This is a genomic window from Exilibacterium tricleocarpae (genome assembly GCF_007004655.1).
GTDB classification, from domain to species: Bacteria; Pseudomonadota; Gammaproteobacteria; order Pseudomonadales; family Cellvibrionaceae; genus Exilibacterium; species Exilibacterium tricleocarpae.
Genome location: NZ_ML660121.1, coordinates 1 through 22029, shown reverse-complemented (window position 1 = coordinate 22029; position 22029 = coordinate 1). Strand labels below are relative to the sequence as shown.

13 protein-coding genes are annotated in these 22029 nt (G+C 55.1%); 11 read left to right on the top strand and 2 right to left on the bottom strand.

Features of this window, described 5'->3' with window-relative positions; all coding sequences use genetic code 11:
- Nucleotides 1-28 precede the first annotated feature (28 nt).
- Both FKG94_RS27880 and FKG94_RS27875 read left to right on the top strand, forming a co-directional pair.
- On the top strand, nucleotides 29-4798 hold the full coding sequence (locus tag FKG94_RS27880) for a di-heme oxidoredictase family protein (protein ID WP_142930241.1): 4770 nt from the start codon (nucleotides 29-31) through the stop codon (nucleotides 4796-4798).
- A gap of 147 nt (nucleotides 4799-4945) precedes the next feature.
- On the top strand, nucleotides 4946-6076 hold the full coding sequence (locus FKG94_RS27875; protein WP_142930239.1) for a serine hydrolase domain-containing protein: 1131 nt from the start codon (nucleotides 4946-4948) through the stop codon (nucleotides 6074-6076).
- Nucleotides 6077-6102: 26 nt separating this feature from the next.
- Here the strand turns inward: FKG94_RS27875 and FKG94_RS27870 are convergent, their stop codons facing one another.
- Nucleotides 6103-7446 (bottom strand): GH1 family beta-glucosidase, encoded by a 1344-nt coding sequence (locus FKG94_RS27870; protein WP_142930238.1) that lies wholly within the window; start codon nucleotides 7444-7446, stop codon nucleotides 6103-6105.
- Between the two features lie 247 nt (nucleotides 7447-7693).
- Here FKG94_RS27870 and FKG94_RS27865 point away from each other — a divergent pair, with 247 nt between their 5' ends.
- From FKG94_RS27865 to FKG94_RS27840, 6 genes are all read left to right on the top strand, one after another.
- On the top strand, nucleotides 7694-9028 hold the full coding sequence (locus FKG94_RS27865) for a glycoside-pentoside-hexuronide (GPH):cation symporter (protein ID WP_142930237.1): 1335 nt from the start codon (nucleotides 7694-7696) through the stop codon (nucleotides 9026-9028).
- Nucleotides 9029-9182: 154 nt separating this feature from the next.
- Nucleotides 9183-10187, top strand: coding sequence for a LacI family DNA-binding transcriptional regulator (locus FKG94_RS27860; RefSeq protein ID WP_142930236.1), 1005 nt, complete (start codon nucleotides 9183-9185; stop codon nucleotides 10185-10187).
- A gap of 574 nt (nucleotides 10188-10761) precedes the next feature.
- Nucleotides 10762-13719 (top strand): TonB-dependent receptor, encoded by a 2958-nt coding sequence (locus FKG94_RS27855; protein WP_142930235.1) that lies wholly within the window; start codon nucleotides 10762-10764, stop codon nucleotides 13717-13719.
- Between the two features lie 569 nt (nucleotides 13720-14288).
- Complete coding sequence (locus FKG94_RS27850; RefSeq protein ID WP_142930234.1) at nucleotides 14289-15872, top strand: tryptophan halogenase family protein; 1584 nt, start codon at nucleotides 14289-14291, stop codon at nucleotides 15870-15872.
- A 46-nt stretch (nucleotides 15873-15918) separates the two neighbouring features.
- Complete coding sequence (locus tag FKG94_RS27845; RefSeq protein WP_142930233.1) at nucleotides 15919-16632, top strand: SapC family protein; 714 nt, start codon at nucleotides 15919-15921, stop codon at nucleotides 16630-16632.
- Between the two features lie 75 nt (nucleotides 16633-16707).
- Nucleotides 16708-17715, top strand: coding sequence for a cupin-like domain-containing protein (locus FKG94_RS27840; protein WP_142930232.1), 1008 nt, complete (start codon nucleotides 16708-16710; stop codon nucleotides 17713-17715).
- Here FKG94_RS27840 and FKG94_RS29675 read toward each other — a convergent pair.
- Nucleotides 17704-17892, bottom strand: coding sequence for a Yae1 family protein (locus FKG94_RS29675; RefSeq protein WP_142930231.1), 189 nt, complete (start codon nucleotides 17890-17892; stop codon nucleotides 17704-17706). The genes FKG94_RS27840 and FKG94_RS29675 overlap by 12 nt on opposite strands.
- On the opposite strand from FKG94_RS29675, the gene FKG94_RS27830 reads away from it, so the two are divergent.
- The 3 genes from FKG94_RS27830 to FKG94_RS27820 form a co-directional block, all read left to right on the top strand.
- Entirely contained in the window at nucleotides 17814-19334 is a 1521-nt protein-coding gene (locus FKG94_RS27830; protein ID WP_142930230.1) for a tryptophan halogenase family protein, read from the top strand. The two genes, FKG94_RS29675 and FKG94_RS27830, sit on opposite strands and share 79 nt — an antisense overlap.
- A gap of 427 nt (nucleotides 19335-19761) precedes the next feature.
- Nucleotides 19762-21273, top strand: coding sequence for a carbohydrate-binding protein (locus FKG94_RS27825; protein ID WP_142930229.1), 1512 nt, complete (start codon nucleotides 19762-19764; stop codon nucleotides 21271-21273).
- A gap of 361 nt (nucleotides 21274-21634) precedes the next feature.
- Nucleotides 21635-22029 (top strand): DUF6531 domain-containing protein (locus FKG94_RS27820; protein WP_218943666.1); only part of this gene is annotated, 395 nt, incomplete at its 3' end.

Sequence of the window (22029 nt, the reverse complement as noted above, 5' to 3'; positions counted from 1 at the left end):
AACAAGATAGATATAAGAAGGTGCAATGATGAACACTGATAAAAAAGCGCTGTGCAGGCTGTATGTGACAGTGGGTGTTTTTGCCGGGTTGTTATTCGGTTCAATAAAGCCTGTTCTCGCCGATATCACCAATCCGGTGATCGGCAGCCTGTTATTTGAAGAAAACTTTGATTCTCTCGAGTCCGGTCGCTGGAATATTATCGAAGGCAATGGGTGTCAGTTTGGTCCCAACCTCTGCGGGTGGGGAAATCAGGAGCTGCAGAACTACCGGGGCGGCAATGTCGCCATAGCGGCGGTGCCCGGCGAACCGGGGAATAGCGCGCTGGTGCTTGAAGCCCGGCGCGAGGCGTTTGATGGCAGTGAGTTCACCTCCGGCAAGATCGATTCTGAAAATAAGTTGGCCGTACATTACGGCATGATTGAAGTGCGCATCCGCGTGCCCGAAGTGGGTATTGGACTCTGGCCGGCGGCTTGGATGCTGGGCACCAGCACCGCGAGCTGGCCCGCGAAGGGCGAAATCGACATGATGGAAATGGGGCATCGGGCACAGTCGCGGGCCGCCGCCGGTTTCCCCGGTGCCGATATCAACAGCTATGTGGGATCCAATGCGATTTTCTACTCGAGTGATGCCTGCGTCGAGGGCAATCCCAGCTGCGCGGCGATGAGTGCCTGGCAAACCGACAATGCCTATCTGGCCGGCCAGCCTTTGAGTAATCGCTTTGTTACCTATCGCACTTATTGGACCGATACTGCTTTGCGTTTTACTGTGGTCGATAACGGTGTCGAGTACGATATGTACGATGCGCCCATCGATATTACCGGAGCGGAGCTATCCGAGTTTCAGGCGCCGTTTTACTTATTGTTGAACCTGGCGGTGGGCGGTAATTTTACCGATGCGTCGGCCGGCAATCAGGTGACAGCACCGCTGCCGGCTAAAATGTATGTCGACTATGTGCGCGTATACCAAATCAATGGCCTGGGGCGGGTGTTTACCGGCGGCACATCCCAGAAAGAGTCCGGTACCTTTGGTGTATTTACCGACACTACGCCCACGACCAACAAGTTGCAGGCCGGCACCAGTTCAGATATTTACATCTGGAACCAGAACTCGGTCAGGGCCGGTACCCTGGCACCGGCCGAGGGCAGTGAGGTGATCGCCTGGGATTATTTTGCACCTAATCAGTGGTTCGGCGGTGGTATTCAATCCCGCCAGCCCCGGGATATGAGTAACTTCGCCGACGGCTTTTTGAAATTTAAAATCAAAATTCCTGCCGATGTTGCTTTCAAAGTGGGTGTTACCGATACCTATACCAATGAAAACTGGTTGACTTTTCCGGCCTATCAATCGACTTACGGTATGGTGCGCAATGGCGAGTGGACGGAGGTCTCAATACCTGTGGCCGACCTGCGCGGGACGTTAATTGCACTACAATCCATGGCGGGCCTGTTCAATATTGCCAGTGTCGACGGCGCCTTGCCGACCACGGCGTTTGCGATGGCCATCGATGATGTGCGCTGGGAGGGTGGCGGTTCCACAGCGGCGGACAGCGATGCCGATGGTGTGGTCGACGCCGTGGATCAATGTCCCGGTACCCCGGCCGGCGTGACGGTGGACGCGCAGGGCTGTCCCCTGGCGGCGCCCCAGCCGGTGGATGTGCAGGTTGAGGCGGAGGATTACCAGCGCTTTGCCGATACCACCCCCGGCAATGCGGGCGGTGCCTACCGCAACGACGACGTGGATATTGAAGTGGCGTTCGACGGTGGTGCCAGTACTGGCTATAACGTTGGCTGGACCGCCACCGGTGAATGGCTGGAATACGATGTGGAGTTGGTCGGGGCCACTTATGATGTCAGCGCGCGTGTTGCCTCTGCGACCGGTGCGGGCAGCTACACACTGTTACTCAATGATGTGGTGATCGGCGGCAGTGCAGTCGCCACCGGTGGTTGGCAGAGCTGGGAAACGCAAAGTATCGGTCAGGCCGCTGTCGGCACCGGCACGCACACGCTTAAGATCCGCTTCGATGGGCCGGAGGTGAACATCGATTGGGTGAAGTTCACCGTCACTGCCGGACCCGCGCCGGATGCCGACGGCGATGGTGTACCCGATGCGCAGGATCAATGCCCGGGGACGCCCGCGGGTGTCAGCGTTGACGCCGACGGCTGTGCGGTTATGAGTGGCCTTCACGGCATGATCCAGTCCGGCGATACGGTAACCTTCTATGTCAATGTGCCGGACTGGGCGATAGTGCACTACACCGTCAATGGCGGCATCCAGCAAAATGTGACCATGACCCAGGCCGACGGTGTCAACACCCTGGTGCTGACCGGCTTGAATACCGGTGACGTGTTGTCATTCAGTTTCACTTACTGGGACGCCGGGCTCGGTGGCGCAGTGGATAGCGATATCGAAAATTACACTGTGGGTGATACGACCAACCCGGTGGGCGATGCCGACAACGATGGTGTGCCGGACGACCGCGACGCCTGTCCCGGTACGCCTGCCGGTACCCCGGTGTACAGCACCGGCTGCCCGGTTGTCGTTGAACCGGTATTGAGCGAAGTTGCCAGCGTGAACGGCCTGCTTGTCGGTGGCGTAGATTCCGCCAGGCCGGGCTTTACGCTTTATGTCTATGACAATGACCCGGGTGCAGGCAGCAATTGCAATGACGGTTGTGCCGTCAATTGGCCGCCGCTACTGGTGACTGATGCCGGCGCCACCGGGGTGGCTGGGCTGTCTGTCATTACTCGCAACGATGGTGCCAGGCAAGCGGCCTTCGAAGGGCGGCCACTGTATTTTTATGCGGGTGATAACGCTGTCGGCGATACTAACGGCCAGGGACTGGGTGGTGTCTGGTGGAGCGCCGCCATCGGCGGGGACCTGGGCAGTATTGTGCCCTTGTTCGACGCTCAGACCCCTCTGGAAGATGTCATTGTGTTTGATCGTGGCGATGCGTTGGTGACGCGCATCGCCGACCGCGCCCGCGACCGCCACGCAAAAGAAAACCACTTTCAGGCCTACGATCACTACCTGACTTTTTATTGGGAAGATCGCACCGCCGGTATTGAAATTGTGGATTATGTGGCCAAAGGCGGCAGCAGTATTCGCATGAATGTGGTCACCCAAAATAAACTGAGTGACACTGAGGCGGAAAACCGCTGGTGGTATATGGGCGAGCACACGCTTGCCCAGTACTGCGGCAACGGTGTAATGAACAGGGAGAGTTTGACCCGTTACTGGAAAGAGGAAAGCTGGAACTGCCGCGCCAACCGCCCCATCCAGATTGGTGATAAGCTCGAGTTCGAAATAAGCCAGTTCCTCGATGGCGCTACCCTCGCGCGTGGCCGTGCCAACTACTATGGCACCACCTATCTGTATATTGTCGGTGAAGGTCTGGTGCCCTGGGATGTTACCGATAAGGTCGTGTTTACACCGGGCAACAGGTTTCAGCGCGACAGTATTCCCGTACCGGCACACGCGCGCCTGGGGGGGGATACCACCTTGCATGTACAGATGACCGCCGAGCCAGATGGCCACTTCCAACAGATGGCGACCAACCTCGGTCACGATAACGGCCAGCCTTTTGTACTCGGCCGCCGGGTTCACCACACCTCGTTTTTAGATGGCAGCCATGATGAAAATGCCGAGAACGGTGTGTTTCCAGGCATGGCCGGTCTGGCGGGCCCACGCTATGTAAACGAGCGGTGTGCCAGTTGTCATGAACGCAACGGTCGGGCACCGGTTGCCGGGCTGGGAGAGCCGCTGGATCGCTGGGTGTTTAAAGTGGGCGATGCCAATGGCAATCCGCATCCGGATCTGGGACGCGTATTACAACCGGGCGCCAACGCCGGTGCCGTCAGTGAAGGCACGCCTTCGATTGCATTTTTCTCCGAAGAAAACGGCCTGCGTAAACCCAACTACCAGTTCACCGGTGTCACACCCGATACTTTCTCTGCGCGCATCGCTCCCCAGCTCAACGGTATGGGGTTGCTGGAGGCAATCCCTGAAGAGGCGATTCTCGCGCTGGCCGATGAGAACGATGCCGATGGTGACGGCATATCCGGCAGGGTACAAAAAGTCATCGATCCGGTAACCGGTGATACCCGTCTTGGACGCTTTGGTTACAAAGCGGCAGCCAGCAGCGTCAAACATCAGATTGCAGCGGCATTTAACACCGATATGGGCGTGATGACTTCAGTACTGCCCAATCCGGATTGCGGCGCCAACCAGACCGATTGCGGCAGTGCCGGTACTGAGTTGGGGGATGAACACCTGGATAATCTGGTGAAGTATGTGTCGCTGCTCGGTGTGCGCCCGCAGCGTGACTACAACGATCCCCAGGTGATTCAGGGCAAGTCGATATTCCGCAATATCGGTTGTGTCGGTTGCCATACCGAGACGCATCAAACCAGTGCCTTCCACCCCCTGGCGGAGCTGCGCAATCAAACCATTCACCCTTATACCGATCTGCTATTGCACGATATGGGGCCGGGCCTTGCTGATAACTTGGGCGAAGGTGAGGCCTCCGGTGCCGAATGGCGCACGGCGCCGTTGTGGGGCCTGGGCCTGGCTGCCTGTGTCACCGGTGGCGTGGCGGGCAACCGCGGTTGGGATGCCTTTGGCCTCGATGGTCGTGAGTATTGCACGCCCCATCACAGTTACCTGCACGATGGCCGGGCCCGCTCCATCGACGAAGCGATTCGCTGGCACGGTGGCGAAGGTGAAGCGTCCAAGCAGGCCTATGAACAGTTATCGGCAGGTGATCGCGCTGCGCTGCTGGCGTTTCTCAACAGTTTATAATGCTTGCTATTGGTTTATTGCGGCACCTCTGCGGTGCCGCTTTTGTCGTGTGTGCGCCAACTAGTACTCTGACCTGTAAGTCTTTTCACTCCAAAACGGGTCTTGGTGTCCTTAGCCAGCCCGGATTGAGACCTAAGTGCCACCAAAGTGAAATTATTTGCCGGTCGAAGCACTAGAATACTTTGTCAGTTGCTGGCCCTGATCGCGGGCCTTGGGTTGCTGGATACCTGCAGGGCAAATTCCCCGTCCGTTGAGACTGGCACTCTTGTCGACAAGCGAAAGCTCGCTGCGCTGGTGGCCAACCTGAGTGGTCCCGGGTCTCAGCGGCGCTACCGTGAAATACACAGTTTGCTGGTTGGATATCGAGGGCGGTTGCTGGCGGAGGCCTACTTCCGCGGCAACAGCGATGGTATCGACTTTGAAGCCGGTGTAACGCGAATTGCCGGGCCGGAACAAGACTGGACGCGGGACGATCTTCACTATGTCGCTTCCGTCACCAAAGGTTTGACAGCCTTACTGACCGGTATCGCGTTGGATCAGTTAGGCATGGACAGCCGGCAACAGGTCTTGCCGTTGTTGCCTGATGGCGCGACCTATCGCGACGCTGCCTGGGCGCAAGAGTTGAGGTTGCAACACCTGTTGACCATGCAGGCGGGGTTTCGTTGGGATGAGTGGTCGGCGACGGATCTTGCCGAGCTCTGGCGCTCGCAGAATTTCTCCCGCGTCGTTTTAGCGCGTGAGAATTTGGGCGTGGGGCAGACCTGGTGTTACAACAGTGCCTTGCCGAACCTGTTATTGACGCTGCTGCAGTCGGCATTGCAGCAGCCGTTGGCGCAGTGGGCGGATCGGTATTTCTTCAAGCCGCTGGGGATTCGACACTACCGGTGGGACACCCAGCCGGACGGCACGCCCGAGGGTGCTGCGCGCCTGTATTTACGCCCGGCTGACATGTATAAGATAGGGCAACTGGTGCTGAATAAGGGGCAGTGGCGGCGGCAGCAACAAATAGTGCCCGCCGCCTGGATCGAGGCGATGACGAAAAACCAGGTCAATAAGCCCGCCGCACCTTACGGTTATTATCTGTGGTTGCGCGAAATAAACGGCCGCCGTTACGTCAGTTTCGAAGGTGATGGTGGACAGTACATCAATGTGTTTCCGGACCTGGACGCGGTCATTGTTATCACCCAGGGCAATTATTTGAACTGGCCGTTTTATCGCGACCAGGCTGAAGCATTAATGCGCGAAATTCTGCGGCCTGCCAAGCCCGCCGATAACTGAACAACGCTCGCCATACCGACAACGCATCAGTTGCCCGCCACTCGTTTATTGATAAACTCCGCATACGCATGGCCGCTGGCTTTTAGCGTTCGCTCCTGGGTGGCGTAGTCCACATAGGTGATGCCAAAGCGCTTTTCATGGCCCAGTGCCCACTCGAAGTTATCCAGCAGGCTCCAGGCAAAATAGCCCTTGATGTCAACGGCCTGCAAAATGGCATCGTGCACGGCATTCAGGTGATCCTGGTAGTAGTTCAGCCGATCGACATCGTTAATCTCGCCGTTGATCTTCTCGTCGACCACAGCTGCACCGTTTTCTGTAATAAACAGGGGAGGCAGCTCATAGCGGTTATTTAAGCCGACTAAAAGATCCGTTAGCGCCTGCGGGCAGACTTCCCAGCCCATATCGGTGACGGGCACACCATTTGGGGGCGACTCGACAAAACCCTGGACCGGGTCAGCTTGAAAGACAGCGCGGGTGTAATAGTTCAACCCCAGGTAATCCATGGGTTGTGCAATCAATTCCATGTCCCCCGGCTCCACCGGCGGCTGAGCCTCCGGCGGCAGATGCGCAAGCGCAGCCGCCGGGTAGGTGCCGGCAAGTACCGGCTGCGCGTACCAGTTGAACAGCATATCGTCGGCGAGTACAGCCGCTTGCCGATCCTCGGCTGACCCGGACAAGGGGTAGGTCGGACTCATATTGAGCACCAGGCCATTGAGACTGTCGGGGCTGTTTTTGTTCAGCACCTTCAGTGCCAAACCATGCGCCAACAAGAGATGATGGGAGGCGCGGCGGCCTCCGGCGAGATCACTGATGCCGGGTGCGTGAATGCCTTTTTCATAGCCCAAATAAGCGCTGCAGAACGGCTCGTTCAGGGTTGCATAGGAATAGACACGGTCACCAAAGGCGCGACTGACCATATCGGCATAGTCGCGAAATTTAAACGCTGTTTCGCGATTGAGCCAGCCGCCTTCGTCTTCCAGATATTGCGGCAGATCCCAATGGTAGAGTGTTACAAAGGCTTTAATGTTTCGCGCCGCCAGGCCATCGAGCAGCCGCAGGTAGAAATCGATCCCCACCTGGTTCGGGTTGCCGTCTTTATCCATAACGCGAGGCCAGGATACGGAAAAACGATAGGCATCCACATGCAGAGAGGCGATCAGGTCTAAATCCTGTTCCCAGCGGTGGTAGTGATCACAGGCAATCCGGCCGTCGGAGCCATCGCTGATGGCGCCGGGTTGAACGCAGAATGTGTCCCATATACAGGGCAGGCGCCGGTCGCTGGCACCCTCAATCTGGAATGCGGAGGTGGCAACACCGTAGATAAAATCCCGCGACTGTAGGGGTGAAGAGGTTGGAACTGATAACTTCATCTTTCTTTTTGTTTTCCTGGTCATATGCGACTGTGATGTTTTTTCGCAACGTTCATCTTTTTGTAACAGTATAGACCTTTGTCGTGCAGGGTTGCTTTTCTTTCTGAAAGCGCTTACATTCAGATTAAAGTTTTGTTTGTAAAAGGTCAACTGTTATAGGCTTGGTGGTGGCAAACCCTAGTGGTCGCAATTACTGGCGGGTGGGGGTCGTGTTTTCACAAGAATAAGCAGGTTAAATGGGGACAATATGCTGTCGATCCGAGAAAAGGTCGCCTATGGGTTGGGCGATACCGCCAGCAATATTATTTTTCAAACGGTGATGTTGTTCCTGACATACTTCTACACCGATATTTTTGGTATATCGCCGGCAATCGTCGGCACCATGTTTCTGGTGGTGCGTATTTTCGATGCTGTAACCGACCCGCTGATGGGCGGGATCGCCGATCGCACGGAAACCCGTTGGGGAAAGTTTCGTCCCTATCTCCTGTGGCTGGCCCTGCCTTTTGGCCTGATTAGCGTGCTGGCTTTTACCACCCCCGACCTGTCGGAGCGGGGCAAGGTGATCTACGCCTTTGTGACCTACAGCCTGCTGATGCTGGCTTATACGGCTATCAATATTCCCTATTCCGCCCTCGGCGGGGTGCTGACCGCCAGGGCCGAGGAGCGGGTGTCGGTGCAGTCGTATCGATTCGTTTTCGGCATGCTGGGCGGTTTACTGGTGACTGCCTGCACGCTGCCGCTGGTGGACTTTTTCGGGCAGGGCGATCGCGCCTTGGGTTATCAGTACACCATCACAGCGATGAGTGTGATGGGGGTGATCCTGTTCCTTCTGTGTTTTGCCGGCACCCGTGAGCGTCTAACGCCGCCGCCGGCCCAACAAACCAGTATCCGTGCTGACCTGGCATCGCTGTGGAGGAATGATCAGTGGCGCATACTGTGTGCGGCGGCGTTGATTTTACTGACCGGTATGGTGATTCGCAGTACCCTGGCTATTTACTACGTGAAGTACTATCTGGAGCGTGAAGATCTGGTAACGGCGTTTGTCACACTGGGCATGGTGGGCAATATTATCGGCTGCGCGCTGGCGCAGCCCCTGGCCAAACGGGTGTGTAAGGTAAAAGCCTATATCAGTCTACAGGTCATTGCCGCCGCGATTTGTGTACTGGGCTATTTTATCGACGGTGATCAGTTAGTAGCGGCTTTCGCACTGTATTTTATCTGGTGCCTGTTTTTGCAAATGGCCACACCGTTGTTGTGGGCGAAGATGGCCGATACCGTGGACTACGGCCACTGGAAAACCGGTATCCGCATCACCGGTATGGTGTATTCTTCCGTGGTTTTTTTCATTAAACTGGGGCTGGCCATCGGGGGTGCGATTGCCGGTTGGTTGCTGGCTTACTATGATTACCAGGCAGACGTTGTACAGAGCGCGGCGACACGGGAGGGCATATTACTCTCATTCACGCTGTGGCCGGCGGCGGCATCATTGCTGGTGGCCGCAGTAATGAAGGGCTACAAGCTGAATAGGGAGCGGGTCGAGCAACTGCAGCTCGAACTCAAATCCGCAGGACGGTTTGCATAAGGTTTGGCACCGGGTCCGGGTTCTATGCCGGACTGTTGCACAATTGCGGGGTGTAGTGAGGCGGGTGGCAGTGGCGCCGCTGTGGTTCGACGGTTGTGAAACGGCTGCCCATATAAGGAAGTTGGTTACTGAGAGCGGGAACAATAGACGTTATATGACAACTATTTACGATGTATCAGAGTTGGCTGGTGTTTCGCTGGCGACAGTGTCGCGGGTCATGAACAAAAATGCCAATGTCAGCGATAAAACCCGGCAAAAAGTGGTCAATGCCATGGAGCAGCTCGGTTATCGGCCCAGCGCCATCGCCAAGGGGCTGGCGTCCAACCGCTCGAGCAGTGTGGGTGTGCTGATTTCTGAACTGCACGGCCCTTTTTACGGCTCGATGATGAGCGCGGTAGAGGCAGAACTGCGCAAATTTGATATTCACGCCATCATCGCCGCGGGGCACAGTAACGCTGAGAAAGAAGCCGAATCCATAGAGTTTTTACTCACCCGCCGCTGTGACGCGCTGATTTTATGGGTGGAGTCGGTACCGGACCGCTACCTGGTCGAGCTGGCGAAACGGGATACGCCCATCGTTGTGCTCGGTCGCAAAATTGCCAAGATTACCAAAAACTGTGTGAGTTTGAATAACGAAGAGGGCGGCTACCTTGCCGCCCGTTACTTATTGGAACAGGGCCATCGAAAAATCGCCTATATATCGGGGCCATTGTGGAAGGGTGATACCCAGGATCGCCTGTCCGGCCACAAGCGTGCGCTGGCGGAATACGGCGTTAAATTCAATACCAAGCTGCACTGCGAGGGCGATTATCGGGAGGAGGGCGGTTTCCGCGGCATGACCGAACTGCTGGGGTTGCGAAATACGTTTTCTGCGGTTGTTTGCGGTAACGACGAGATGGCTGCCGGGGCGATGACCTCGGCAAGGGACGCCGGTCTCTCGATCCCTGAAGACCTTTCGGTCGTCGGTTTCGACAACCTGGTTTATGCCCGCTATCTATACCCCAAGCTAAGCACGATCAACTATCCGGTGCGCGAGATGGCGCAGATGGCAGCGCGCTGGGTATTAAAGCATGTTTATAAGAATCAGCGTCTTGTCGCCACCAATATCTTTGAGCCCGAACTCGTCGCCCGGGATTCGGTTCAGCAGTTTCGACGCTAAACCGCAGTGACCCTCTGCGGCTGCCATTACCCCGGACACGGCCGGGCACTTGGTATCGCCCTTACTGCCGGCATTACAGGCTTTGCCGGCGGGTAGAAAGAGATGCCTGCAACGGTGGCGGCCCGGAATATTCTATCGGTATTAGGAGCCGAGCGTTTATTCCGATTAGTGCTTTAAGGCTTAATGCTTCGAAGCCAGGCGCGGGTTGATCGGCACTGATTTTTGACCGGACCCCCGGGATCAAGCGCACCCTTACGCCGTGAAATTCTTGCCTGCGGGGCACAGTTTCAGGTTCGTTATTTTCGCGCCAGCTAACGCCATTTATGGAGCCGGGAAAACTGAGGTGAGCACTGTAGCGGTAACGCAATGAGTAGAATGGTAACGAACGGGTGACGCCGTTCCACATTTTAGAAAAATAGCCGGCTTTGCTTGACTGAACTGAGGGAACCTTGATATTTTGTAAGCGCTTACATTTGGTGCATTTGCTTTCCGTGCGTTTTTTTTGATAAATTTGTAAGCGCTTACATCCGGGTCAGCCGGCTGAATAATAATCAGAGTAACTTGGGTTCGAGATATGGAAAATAAATCATTCAAAAAAAACCACCTCGCAGCCACCATCTCAACGGTACTTGGGCCGATTGTGTTTGGGGCTATGCCCATCTTCCCGGCTGTCGCGCAAAGCGACAACTACGGCGATCTGGAAGAGGTTGTTGTGACCGGTATCCGCGCGAGTCTCGAACGCTCCATGGATATCAAACGCGATGCCACCGGTGTGGTGGACGCTATTTCAGCAGAAGAAATCGGCAAGATGCCCGATACCAATCTGGCGGAATCCCTACAGCGGATAACCGGCGTGTCCATCGACCGCCAGAACGGCGAGGGCAGTCGGGTGACGGTGCGTGGCTTTGGTCCCGACTACAATGTGGTGACGCTCAATGGTCGCCAGATGCCCGCCGCGAATATTGAAGGTACCACGGCATCGGCGGCGCGTTCGTTTGATTTTGCCAACCTCGCTGCAGAAAGTGTCAGGGCGGTTGAAATCTATAAGTCCGGTAAAGCATCCCTATCGACCGGTGGTATCGGTTCGGTGATTAACATCAAGACGGCACGGCCGCTCGACACCCCCGATTTGATTGCCAATATCGGCGTTAAAGCGATGCACGACACCTCTAACGAGTCCGGCTCTGACTGGACACCGGAAGTTTCCGGTATCTTCAGCCGGACTTTCGCCGAGGACACTATCGGTGTCGCGTTAACCGCCAGTTATTCAGAGCGCGACAGCGGTTTTAACCAGGCCGAAACCCCGGGGGGGTGGTACACCATTCCCGCCGGCCAGGGCGACTGGGGTTCAGTGGCGCCGGACAACCCCGACTTTGTCAATGCGCCCCAGGAAGGCGATATTTACGCGGTTCCGCGCAATATCGGCTATGCGTTTAATCAAATCCAACGCGAGCGCACCAATGCGCAACTGACCTTCCAGTGGGCGCCCATGCAGACCATTGAGGCGACCCTGGATTACACCTACTCCGAGCAGGATGTAGAGCAGCGGTTTCATTCCCTGGGTGCCTGGTTCAACGGTGTACCCCAGTCGGGCGAGTTTACGCCCGGTACGGGTAACGGCTCCGTGGTTGCACCGGTGATCTACACCGATGGCACCGGCGCGGATATCACCATGAGCGCAGGCGATTGGGGTACCGTTAATGAAAATAACTCTATCGGACTGAACGTCGAGTGGGCCGCCACCGACCGACTGACCCTGGTGTTTGACTACCATAATTCAGATGCTGAGAACGGCGCCAAGGACGACCGCGGCTCCAACAACGTAGTGACCGGCGTGCAATTTAACCGCGGTGCAACCACGGTTGACTACAGCCGCGAGTTGCCGGTTGTCACCTTCCAGTATATCGACGGTCTGGGGTTGACGCCGTCGGAGTTTCTAACCTCCGGCACCAGCTTTCGCAACAGCTTTATGAAACACGATATTGAACAGACAAAAATCGACGGCGTGTTTAGTTTCGATACGGGGGTTGTCAAGAGTATCGATTTTGGACTGGCAATGTTGGATTCAGAAAACCGCTCCGCTTTTGCCAATGCCCAGCGTGACACCTGGGGTGGCTATGGTGTGCCTGAGGACTATGATGACAGCCTGTTTGTCAGAAGAAATCTAGGTTCAAAGTTTGATCGATTGTCCGGATCGTCCAACCCGGCCTTGGAACCCTATTACTACGAGGCAAGTTTTGACGGTATGCTCGATGCGATTGCCGCCGTGGCGACCGCCAACGGTGAAGACATCAGCTCATGTGGCGTCAGGTTGTGTGCCTCGTCGGATTTTACCACTGACCGGACTGCGCTGGAGGAACAGAGGGCGGCCTATGCTCAGGTTAACCTGGCCTGGGAACAATGGGCTATGCCGATGCAACTGACCGTAGGTTTGCGCTACGAAGATACCGATGTGACATCCAAAGCGCTGGTGCCGATTTATGACTCCATCGCCTGGGTGGCCGATAATGAGTTCAGGGCGCAATCGACACGGACCGGTTTCACGCAGCTCACTGGTGGCTACAATAATTGGCTGCCGAATATCGATTTTGATATTGAGTTTACTGAGGATATAGTCGGTCGGATATCCGCCAGTAAAACCATGACGCGACCACTTTATAATCATATACAAGGTGGGGAGACCATTAACGAGTTGGTGAGATTTAATGGCGGAACCGGTAATCGGGGCAATCCCGACCTGGACCCGTTCGAGTCGACAAATCTCGACCTCTCGGGTGAGTGGTACTATGCCCAGGGCAGTTATCTGTCCGTAGGTTTTTACGCTAAACGGGTTAAAAACTTCATTGGCGAAACCTCTGTGGAGGAAACGACATTTGATCTGGCTCACCCTGCCCAGGGCCCCCGGTGGGAGCAGGCGGTGGCAGATCTGGGCACCGACGATCCCGAACAGGTGCGCGCTTATATGGAGGGCCTGTACGGCGCCCCGGTAGTGGGCGATGCGGCGTTGGGTGATCGATCTGCTGTGTTCAGGCTGATCACGCCCGTCAATGCCACCACTGCTGAAATCGATGGTTTCGAGGTGGCGCTTCAACATATGTTTGGGGACTCCGGCTTTGGCGCTATTGTCAATTTCACCACGGTTGACGGTGATATCGAGTACGATAATTTTGATACCAATAAAGGCGAGGGGGTGGGGAACCAAATACCCCTGGTCGGGTTGAGTGATTCCTACAACCTTGTCGCTTTCTATGACAAACATGGTATTCAGGTTCGAATAGCGTATAACTGGCGTGATGATTTCCTGAACGCGACCATCGATGGCAACGGCGAGCGCAACCCGGTCTACACGGAGGACTACGGCCAATGGGATGTGAATGCGAGCTACCAGATCGATGATAAACTTTCTGTGTTTGTCGAGGGCATCAATGTAACCGATGAAACCCGACGGCTTTACGGCCGGCATGAAAATATGGTGATTGCCGCGATTCAGAGCGGTGCTCGATTTAATCTTGGGGTGCGTTATAACTTTTAATGTAAAACTGGGGATTGAGTGTCTGTCGTTTGGGCTACTGCTGTGGGTTTTTAAAGGGAGTGCTAATTTGCCGGCCGACCGCTTTGCAAGGCTTTCAGAAACACGCCGTACACCCATCCCTGGGGGCTCTGCTTCGGCATCCATGCCTCAGAAGGTTTCTGAAAGCCTTGCAAAGCGATCGGCCTACCTTCAGTAAGTTTTACAAACATTGTTAGAACTACAGTGGTAGGCCCTTGCCGGGTGTGGGGGTTCGAGACCTTCTGAGGCATGGATGCCGAAGCAGAGCCCCCAGGGATGGGTGTACGGCGTGTCTCGAACCCCCACACCCGGCAAGGGCCGGGTCAGTTGGCACTGTTCCCCTTAAAACCCCACAGCAGGCGCTATACAACTATGAGCTTTTTTTGGTAGCCGTCCCGAAACGGCTGTTTGATTTTCCAGGATTTTAGTTTTCGCATGGCGGAGTAGTTTTTTGAGGAGTCTTACGTAGAACCCCATTGCAAAGCCGGATATAGTACTTGCCTTAAGCATCGGCTGTGACAGAGGCATGTTGAGAGACAGGTTGCCCGCCTATGGATAATCAAGTGAAAACCGTTGTTATTGTCGGCGGCGGTACCGCAGGCTGGTTGACGGCAGGCGTTATCGCTGCGGAATATGGCGGTGAACCCGACGGCATTGCTGTCACACTGATCGAGTCGCCCCAGGTGGCCACCGTTGGCGTTGGAGAAGGCACCTGGCCAACCATGCGCGATACATTGCGGCGTATCGGGGCGTCGGAGTTGGATTTTATCCGCCAATGTGACGCGTCATTTAAACAGGGTTCCAAATTTATCCGCTGGACCACCGGGCAGGACAGCGACAGCTACTACCATCCGTTTTCAATGCCAAATGGTTTTTTGGAATTGAACCGTGTGTATTTCTGGCAATCTCTACAGGCTGAGCAAAAATTTGCCGATGCCATGTGCGCTCAGCCCCAAGTCTGTGAACACGGCCTCGCACCCAAACAGCTATCGACACCGGAGTTCGCCGCGGTATTGAACTACGGCTATCACCTGGATGCGGGCAAGTTCGGCGAATTCCTAAAACGGCATTGTATCGACCGGCTCGGTGTCCGCCATGTACTTGACCATGTGACCGGCGTTAATTCAAGTGACAATGGTGATATTGCCTCACTCTCAACGGCGCAGAGCGGTCAGTTGAGCGGTGATCTGTTTGTCGATTGCTCCGGCAGCGCTGCCTTACTGCTTGGTAACCATTTTCAAGTGCCCTTTGTAAGCAAACAGGGCGTTTTGTTTAATGATTGCGCCCTGGCGGCACAAGTGCCCTACGGTGACCCGGATGCGCCGGTGGCATCGACCACCCACTCTACTGCCCAGCGAGCCGGCTGGATTTGGGATATTGGCCTGCAAAGTCGGCGTGGTGTCGGCCATGTTTACGCCAGTGCCTATACGAGTGACGAACAGGCGGAGCAGGATTTGCGGGCCTATCTTGAGCCGTCATTGGGTGCCGCAGGCGCAGACTCAGTGGCTGTCAGGAAAATTCATTTTAATCCGGGCTACCGGGCTGAGTTCTGGCATAAAAACTGTGTCGCCATCGGCATGGCCGCCGGTTTTATCGAACCCCTGGAAGCCTCTGCCCTGGCATTGGTCGAACTCGCCGCGGCGATGATTCGAGACGATTTTCCGGCTAACCGTGCCCTGATGGACATCACCGCAAAGCGGTTTAATGCGCGATTTCGATACCGGGCGGATCGGGTTATTAACTTTTTGAAGCTGCACTATGTACTTTCCCAGCGCCGTGATGGCGCTTATTGGAAAGACAATATTGATATGTCGACCGTGCCGGACTCCCTGCAGGAACTCTTGTCACTGTGGCGTTATCAAGTGCCGTCGCGGCTGGACTTTATCCAGGCGGAGGAAGTATTCCCCGCTGCCAGCTATCAATACATATTGTACGGTATGGGGTTTAATTCGCACTTGCGGCAATTGCATCGATACACCGAAGAGCAACCCCACGCATTGAGAGTGATGCGGGCCAATGCCATATCGGTGCAAAAGTACTTACATGCTCTGCCGTCAAACCGGGCGTTGCTCCAGCATATTTGCGGTGACGTTCAGGCACAAAGTGCTTCGGGCCTACAGGCCCGGCGTAGCTGACTGGTGTTAGAGAGACCGGCGACGGTCAGGTTTATTGGGAGGCGGGATGGCAAACCATGCACTGTTAAATAACGTCGATCACCAGCATCTCCGGGTCATTACCCGGCACGGTGTCGAGTGGGGCGACAATCAAATGTGCACGCTGGCAATACCCTCGGAATTTCGCAGCCTGCAGGCGGATTATCCGATTTTTTTTCATTGCTCTGGCGAAACCGATAAGTTTATGCCAATGGTCATGTTTGGCTTTGAGCAGGGTGAAAACCTTTATTTGAGTGAGCAGGGCTGGGATGCTTCCTACATTCCATTGATGATTCAGCGGGGTCCGTTCCTGATCGGCTTTCAGCAACGCCCGGGTGAACAGAGAAGTCAGGTAATGTCCATAGACCTCGACGATCCCCACATCAGCACAACAGAGGGGGAGGCGTTGTTTCTACCTCACGGCGGCAACACCCCCTATACGGAACGCATGGCATCTGTGCTGCAGGCGATCGACCAGGGTCAGGCCGCAGTCAAGGCATTCACTGATGCTCTGGTGAGTCAGCAGTTGTTGGAACCGTTTACGCTTAATGTGACCCTCAACAACGGCGCCAAACTGGGGCTGGATGGATTTCACACAATCCACGAGGAACGCCTGGCTGAATTGGACGGTGAGGTGTTGATCGATTTTCATCGGCGGGGAATTTTGCAGGCCATATATATGGTGCTGGCATCTATGTCCAATATCCGCCGGCTTATTGATAAACGAAATGCCCGGTTGTAACCGCCGGGCACTTTTTATTGAGTTCACATTATTGAGTTCACATTATTGAGTTCACATTATTGAGTTCACGTAGGTATGTTAGCCATTGACAAGCGGGTGGATATTGTGGAGGGGGTTAGCGCTAACGCGATTCCCGCCGATATACTCTGTGCCACTGAACCCTTGTTGCTCAAAGGTCTGGTAGCCGATTGGCCATTTGTGCATGCCGGCTCGCAAAACCCTGCCGCAGCCAAGGACTATTTACTCCGGTTTTATCGAGACGCGCAGGTCCTGGCCCTGCGCGGAGCGGCCGAGCATAAGGGCCGTTTTTTCTATGATGAGACACTGACCGGTTTTAATTTCACGCGGACCAACAGTTCGTTGGCAGCGATTTTAGACGAGTTGGATACTACGCCGGAACCAGCCGATCATCTTTATGTAGGTTCAACCGCCGTGGATAACTGCCTGCCAGGTTTCCGGTCGTCTAATGATCTTGCACTGCAACACTTGAACCCCCTGGTGTCGATATGGTTGGGTAACCGGAGCAGAATCGCGGCACACTATGATTTCCCCGACAACATCGCCTGCGTAGTGGCCGGCCGCCGGCGCTTTACGTTGTTTCCACCGGAACAGCTTCCGAACTTGTATGTCGGACCGCTGGATGTGACACCGGCCGGGCAGCCGATTAGCCTGGTTGATTTTCATCAACCTGACAGACAGCGTTTTCCGCGGTTTTCGGCGGCCCTGGAACATGCCCTGATTGCCGAGTTGCAACCGGGGGACGCGTTGTTTCTGCCCAGTATGTGGTGGCATCACGTAGAAGCACTGGAAAATTTTAATGTGCTTATTAACTATTGGTGGCGAAGCACAGCCGCCTTTACCGGCACGCCGGCCGATGCGTTGTTGCACGGGGTTATGGCGTTGCGTAATTTGCCGGCGGCCCAAAAAAGGGCATGGAAAGGTATCTTTGAGCATTATGTTTTTAATGAATCGCCGGAGGCGCTGGCACATATTCCCGCTGCAGCACTGGGTGTTTTAGGAGAGCCGGACGCCGACAAGAGCCGACAATTGCGGGCGATGCTTCGAAATAATTTAAACAGGTAGTTGAAACCGTAGTTGAAACCCTAGTTGAAACCCTAGTTGAAACCCTAGTTGAAACCCTAGTTGAAACCCTAGTTGAAAACCTGACAGCAGGTGGTCGAATGAGAGATGGGCCGATAAAAAAAGTGGTGATTGCAGGAGGCGGTACAGCCGGTTGGATGACGGCCGCTGCGATGGCAAAGTTGATGGGAAAAAACCTCGATATCACACTGGTTGAATCGGATGCGATTGCCACTATCGGCGTCGGGGAGGCAACCATCCCCACGCTGGTGTTTTTTAACCGGTTGCTTGATATCAAAGAACCGGAATTTCTGGCGGCCACCCAGGGTACCTACAAGCTTGGTATCCAGTTTGAGAATTGGCGTGATATTGGCGAAGACTATATGCACGCTTTCGGGACCACGGGGAAAGACTGCTGGGCCTGCGGCTTCCAGCATTTTTGGATGAAAGGCAGAGAGCTGGGGGTAAGCAGTGGCTTTGGCGATTACTGCCTGGAACGCCGTGCCGCGGAGTCTTTGAAGTTTGGTCATCTGCCTAGTAACGGACTCAATTATGCCTTCCATATCGATGCTTCCCTTTATGCCGGATTCCTGCGGAAATTCAGCGAAAAATACGGGGCGAAACGCCTTGAAGGTAAAATCGATAAGGTCGTAACCGACACCGAAACAGGGTTTATTGAGTCATTGACACTCACCTCCGGCGAGGTGGTTGAGGGCGATTTTTTTATTGATTGCACCGGTATGCGCGCTTTGCTTATCGAGCAGGCTTTACATGCGGGGTTTGAATCCTGGTCACACTGGCTGCCCTGTGACAGCGCGATAGCGGTCCAAACCAATACTGTCCGGGAGCCTGTCCCCTATACCCGCTCCATAGCCCGGGAGTCGGGCTGGCAGTGGCGTATACCGCTGCAGCACCGGGTGGGCAATGGCCTGGTGTACTGCAGTCGGTATCTGGACGATGCCTCGGCGCGGGCGATGCTGTTGGAGAATGTCGAAGGAGAAACCCTGACTGAGCCGTTGTCAATTAAGTTCCACGCCGGTCGCAGGCGCAAACAGTGGTTTAAAAACTGTTTGGCCGTTGGTCTTTCCAGCGGTTTTCTCGAACCCCTGGAATCCACCAGTATTCACTTGATTCAACAAAATATCGTGCGTTTTTTACGGATGTTCCCCGCTGCCGGCATCAGCCAGGCCGAAGTGGACGAGTTTAATCGACAGGCTGACTTCGATATTGAGCGGATTCGTGATTTTATCATTTTGCATTACAAGGTTACCGACCGGGCGGATAGCGCTTTTTGGCGCCATTGCCGCGCCATGGAGATACCGGAAACACTCAAAAATAAAGTTGATATTTTTGAGAAGACAGGCCACGTGTATCGCGAGGGTAACGAACTTTTTGTTGATTCCTGGCAGCAGGTCATGCTCGGGCAGGGCCTTGAGCCGCAGCGTTATCACCCGTTGGTCGACACCATGACGGAGCGGGAGTTGGTGGACTTCCTCCAGCATATCAAGTCGAATGTCGACCGCACAGTGGCGGGTCTGCCGGAGCACAATAGTTATCTGGCGTCCTATATAAAACCAGCCAGCCAGTCTGTTGGCGCGAAGACTGAAGTTCCTTCTTATTAGTGAGTTAAACCCAACGCCGGCTCGTCAGCCAGAGGGTTAACGATGGAGTTCTGTGCAGTAGCGCGCTCGATGCGGGCGCTAATATCGAGCCCGGCGTCGCCGGAGGCTCGTTTCGGAGTTCGAGGAGCATTATCGGCTGCCATCCGCCTGTTTGGGTGACGATGGCTTTGGTTAGCGGTTATCGCTTATCGGGCAGCCCGACAGCGCCGCCGCCCGGCTACCGGGCCGGCCGCCGCCAGCACCACATTTGTCTTCGCCTGCATGAGTGAAGACACTTATTTCCGCTCGCAGCCGCGCTCTGGCGAGGGGTATCTTGGGGCACTGGTAACATCATTTCACCGGATTTATGCATGCAGCACGGAGCGTATTTGTTACGCAGATGACACCAGTGTATTTATTAGGGTAAATAAACAGGTATGAATTAACTATGAAATTCATTAAAGCACTTTTTTTACGAACAGCACCGGCGCTTGTGTTGCTGTCGGCCTCTTATGCGTCACAGGCAGCAGTCATCCAGGCTGAAGACTACAGCGCATTTTACGATACGACGCCCGGCAATGCCGGTGGCGCCTATCGCGGTGACGCGGTCGATATCGAAGCCACAAGCGACAGCGGTGGCGGGTACAATGTGGGTTGGATAGAGGCGACTGAGTGGTTGGCTTACAACGGTATTAATTTTCCGACCACCGGCAGTTACACGATCAAGTTGCGGGTGGCCAGCCCCAACAGCGGTACTTCAGCCTCTGTTGATCTTAATGGCGGCTCCCTGGTATTGGGTACCGTCAATATTCCGAATACCGGCGGTTGGCAAAATTGGCAGACTGTCACCTTAAACGCCACCGTAAACGCCGGGACCTACAATCTTGGTGTTTACGCGGCAACCTCGGGCTGGAACCTGAACTGGATTGAGGTCACCTCCAATGGTGGCGGCGGTGGTGGTGGCGGTGTGGCAACTGTGTATCAGCACTGCAATTACACGGGCTGGTCAGTTTCCGTGGGTGCGGGCAGCTATACGCTCGGTGCATTGAGGGGGCTTGGGTTTGTCGATAACGATGCCTCGTCTATCCGCGTGGCGCCGGGTTATGAAGCCGTTCTCTTCGAACACGATAACTTCCAGGGCGCTTCGTTGGTCAGGACCGGTAACGATGACTGTCTGGTTAATGAAGGTTTTAACGACAAGTTCACGTCCATGATCGTGCGTCCTACCAGCGGTGGTGGCGGTGGTGGTGCTACCTGGAGTGATGAATTCGACTTTATCGATTTTAATACCTGGACGTTTGAAACCGGTGGCGGTGGCTGGGGTAACAACGAGCTTCAGTACTACACCAATGGCAACAACGCATCGATCCAATACGACGGAGCGGCTGGCAGCAATGTGCTGGTGATCGAGGCGCGCCGGGAGGGCGGTTACAACTGCTGGTATGGTGCCTGTCAGTACACCTCTACGCGGATGATTTCACGGGGCAAAAAAGAGTTCGGTTTCGGGCGCATCGAAGCGCGTATCAGAATGACCCAAACCCAGGGCGGGTGGCCGGCGTTCTGGATGTTGGGCAGCAACTTCGGCACCGTCGGTTGGCCGGCATGCGGTGAAATCGATATTATGGAGCACATCAATAACGATGGTTCCATTCACGGCACCATGCACTGGCAGGATCACAATAATAATTACGCAAACTACGGCGGTTCAACCGGCGCCAATGTCACGGGTTACCATGTCTACGCTGTAGAGCGCGACGCCAACGAGATCCGCTGGTATCTCGACGGCAATCTCTACCATGTTGCTAACATTGCAGGCGGTATTAACGGCACCAGTGAATTTCAAAATACGTTTTTCCTGCTGCTGAATTTTGCGGTTGGCGGTAATTGGCCCGGCAGTCCGAACGGATCGAGCCAGTTTCCACAGCGCATGTATGTCGACTATGTCCGCTACTACCAATAGTCCGCCGCTTCTTACTACCCACAGTCCGGCGCACCTGTAGCCGGCGGGAAGAAATCGGTGTCGCCATGACTGGTAAGGCGACACCCGCATAGACCACTTGGTTTACCCGGCCTTTGGCCGGGTTTCCTACCCAGTGCACCAAGGCTGTCACCCGGCACTGTCTTACCTTAAGCTGCCTCGATTTATCTTCTCCTCCGACACTAAACGTTTCCGACTATAGCTGGATAACCCCTGCAGCCAGATGTGGCCGAAGTGCCCCGGTATGGCGTCTTTTTCACTCGTGATAAAGGCGATGCCATGCGGCTCCGGCAGCGTTAATGAGATACGCGACCTGTCCTGTTATAGAAAAGAGGCAACGATAATGGCGGTGATCATAGGTGGGAATGAAGCGGGCTTGTTGGACTCATCCTGGACGTTACTCAACCGTAACGACCGCAGTCACGGTAAGGACCCGGGGCACGGCAAGCAACTCTATGTTAACGCCGCCAACGGCAATCTGCTGATACAGCAACAAGACATCTTTCTGCCCAGTTTTGGCGAGGATTTCACCTTTTCCAGAACCTATAACTCCCGCGGCACCATCACCAACGAGGAGAGCCGTCTGGATGCGCCCGAGCATCAGGTCGATAAGCCCGGTTGGTACTTTTCCACTGGCGTCTTTATCGAATGGCAGCGCCCGGAGGAAGACGAAAACCCGGGGATTGAGGAAAACACCTTCTGGATTACCTATGGCGATGGCAGTAAGTTCGAGTTTCT

Coding starts and splice junctions, on each gene's coding strand:
- FKG94_RS27880 (WP_142930241.1), top strand. CDS start 29: ATGAACACTGATAAAAAAGCGCTGTGCAGGCTGTATGTGACAGTGGGT.
- FKG94_RS27860 (WP_142930236.1), top strand. CDS start 9,183: ATGACAACTATTTACGATGTATCAGAGTTGGCTGGTGTTTCGCTGGCG.
- FKG94_RS27855 (WP_142930235.1), top strand. CDS start 10,762: ATGGAAAATAAATCATTCAAAAAAAACCACCTCGCAGCCACCATCTCA.
- FKG94_RS27825 (WP_142930229.1), top strand. CDS start 19,762: ATGAAATTCATTAAAGCACTTTTTTTACGAACAGCACCGGCGCTTGTG.
- FKG94_RS27830 (WP_142930230.1), top strand. CDS start 17,814: ATGAGAGATGGGCCGATAAAAAAAGTGGTGATTGCAGGAGGCGGTACA.
- FKG94_RS27865 (WP_142930237.1), top strand. CDS start 7,694: ATGCTGTCGATCCGAGAAAAGGTCGCCTATGGGTTGGGCGATACCGCC.
- FKG94_RS27840 (WP_142930232.1), top strand. CDS start 16,708: ATGTTAGCCATTGACAAGCGGGTGGATATTGTGGAGGGGGTTAGCGCT.
- FKG94_RS27850 (WP_142930234.1), top strand. CDS start 14,289: ATGGATAATCAAGTGAAAACCGTTGTTATTGTCGGCGGCGGTACCGCA.
- FKG94_RS27845 (WP_142930233.1), top strand. CDS start 15,919: ATGGCAAACCATGCACTGTTAAATAACGTCGATCACCAGCATCTCCGG.
- FKG94_RS27870 (WP_142930238.1), bottom strand. CDS start 7,446: ATGAAGTTATCAGTTCCAACCTCTTCACCCCTACAGTCGCGGGATTTT.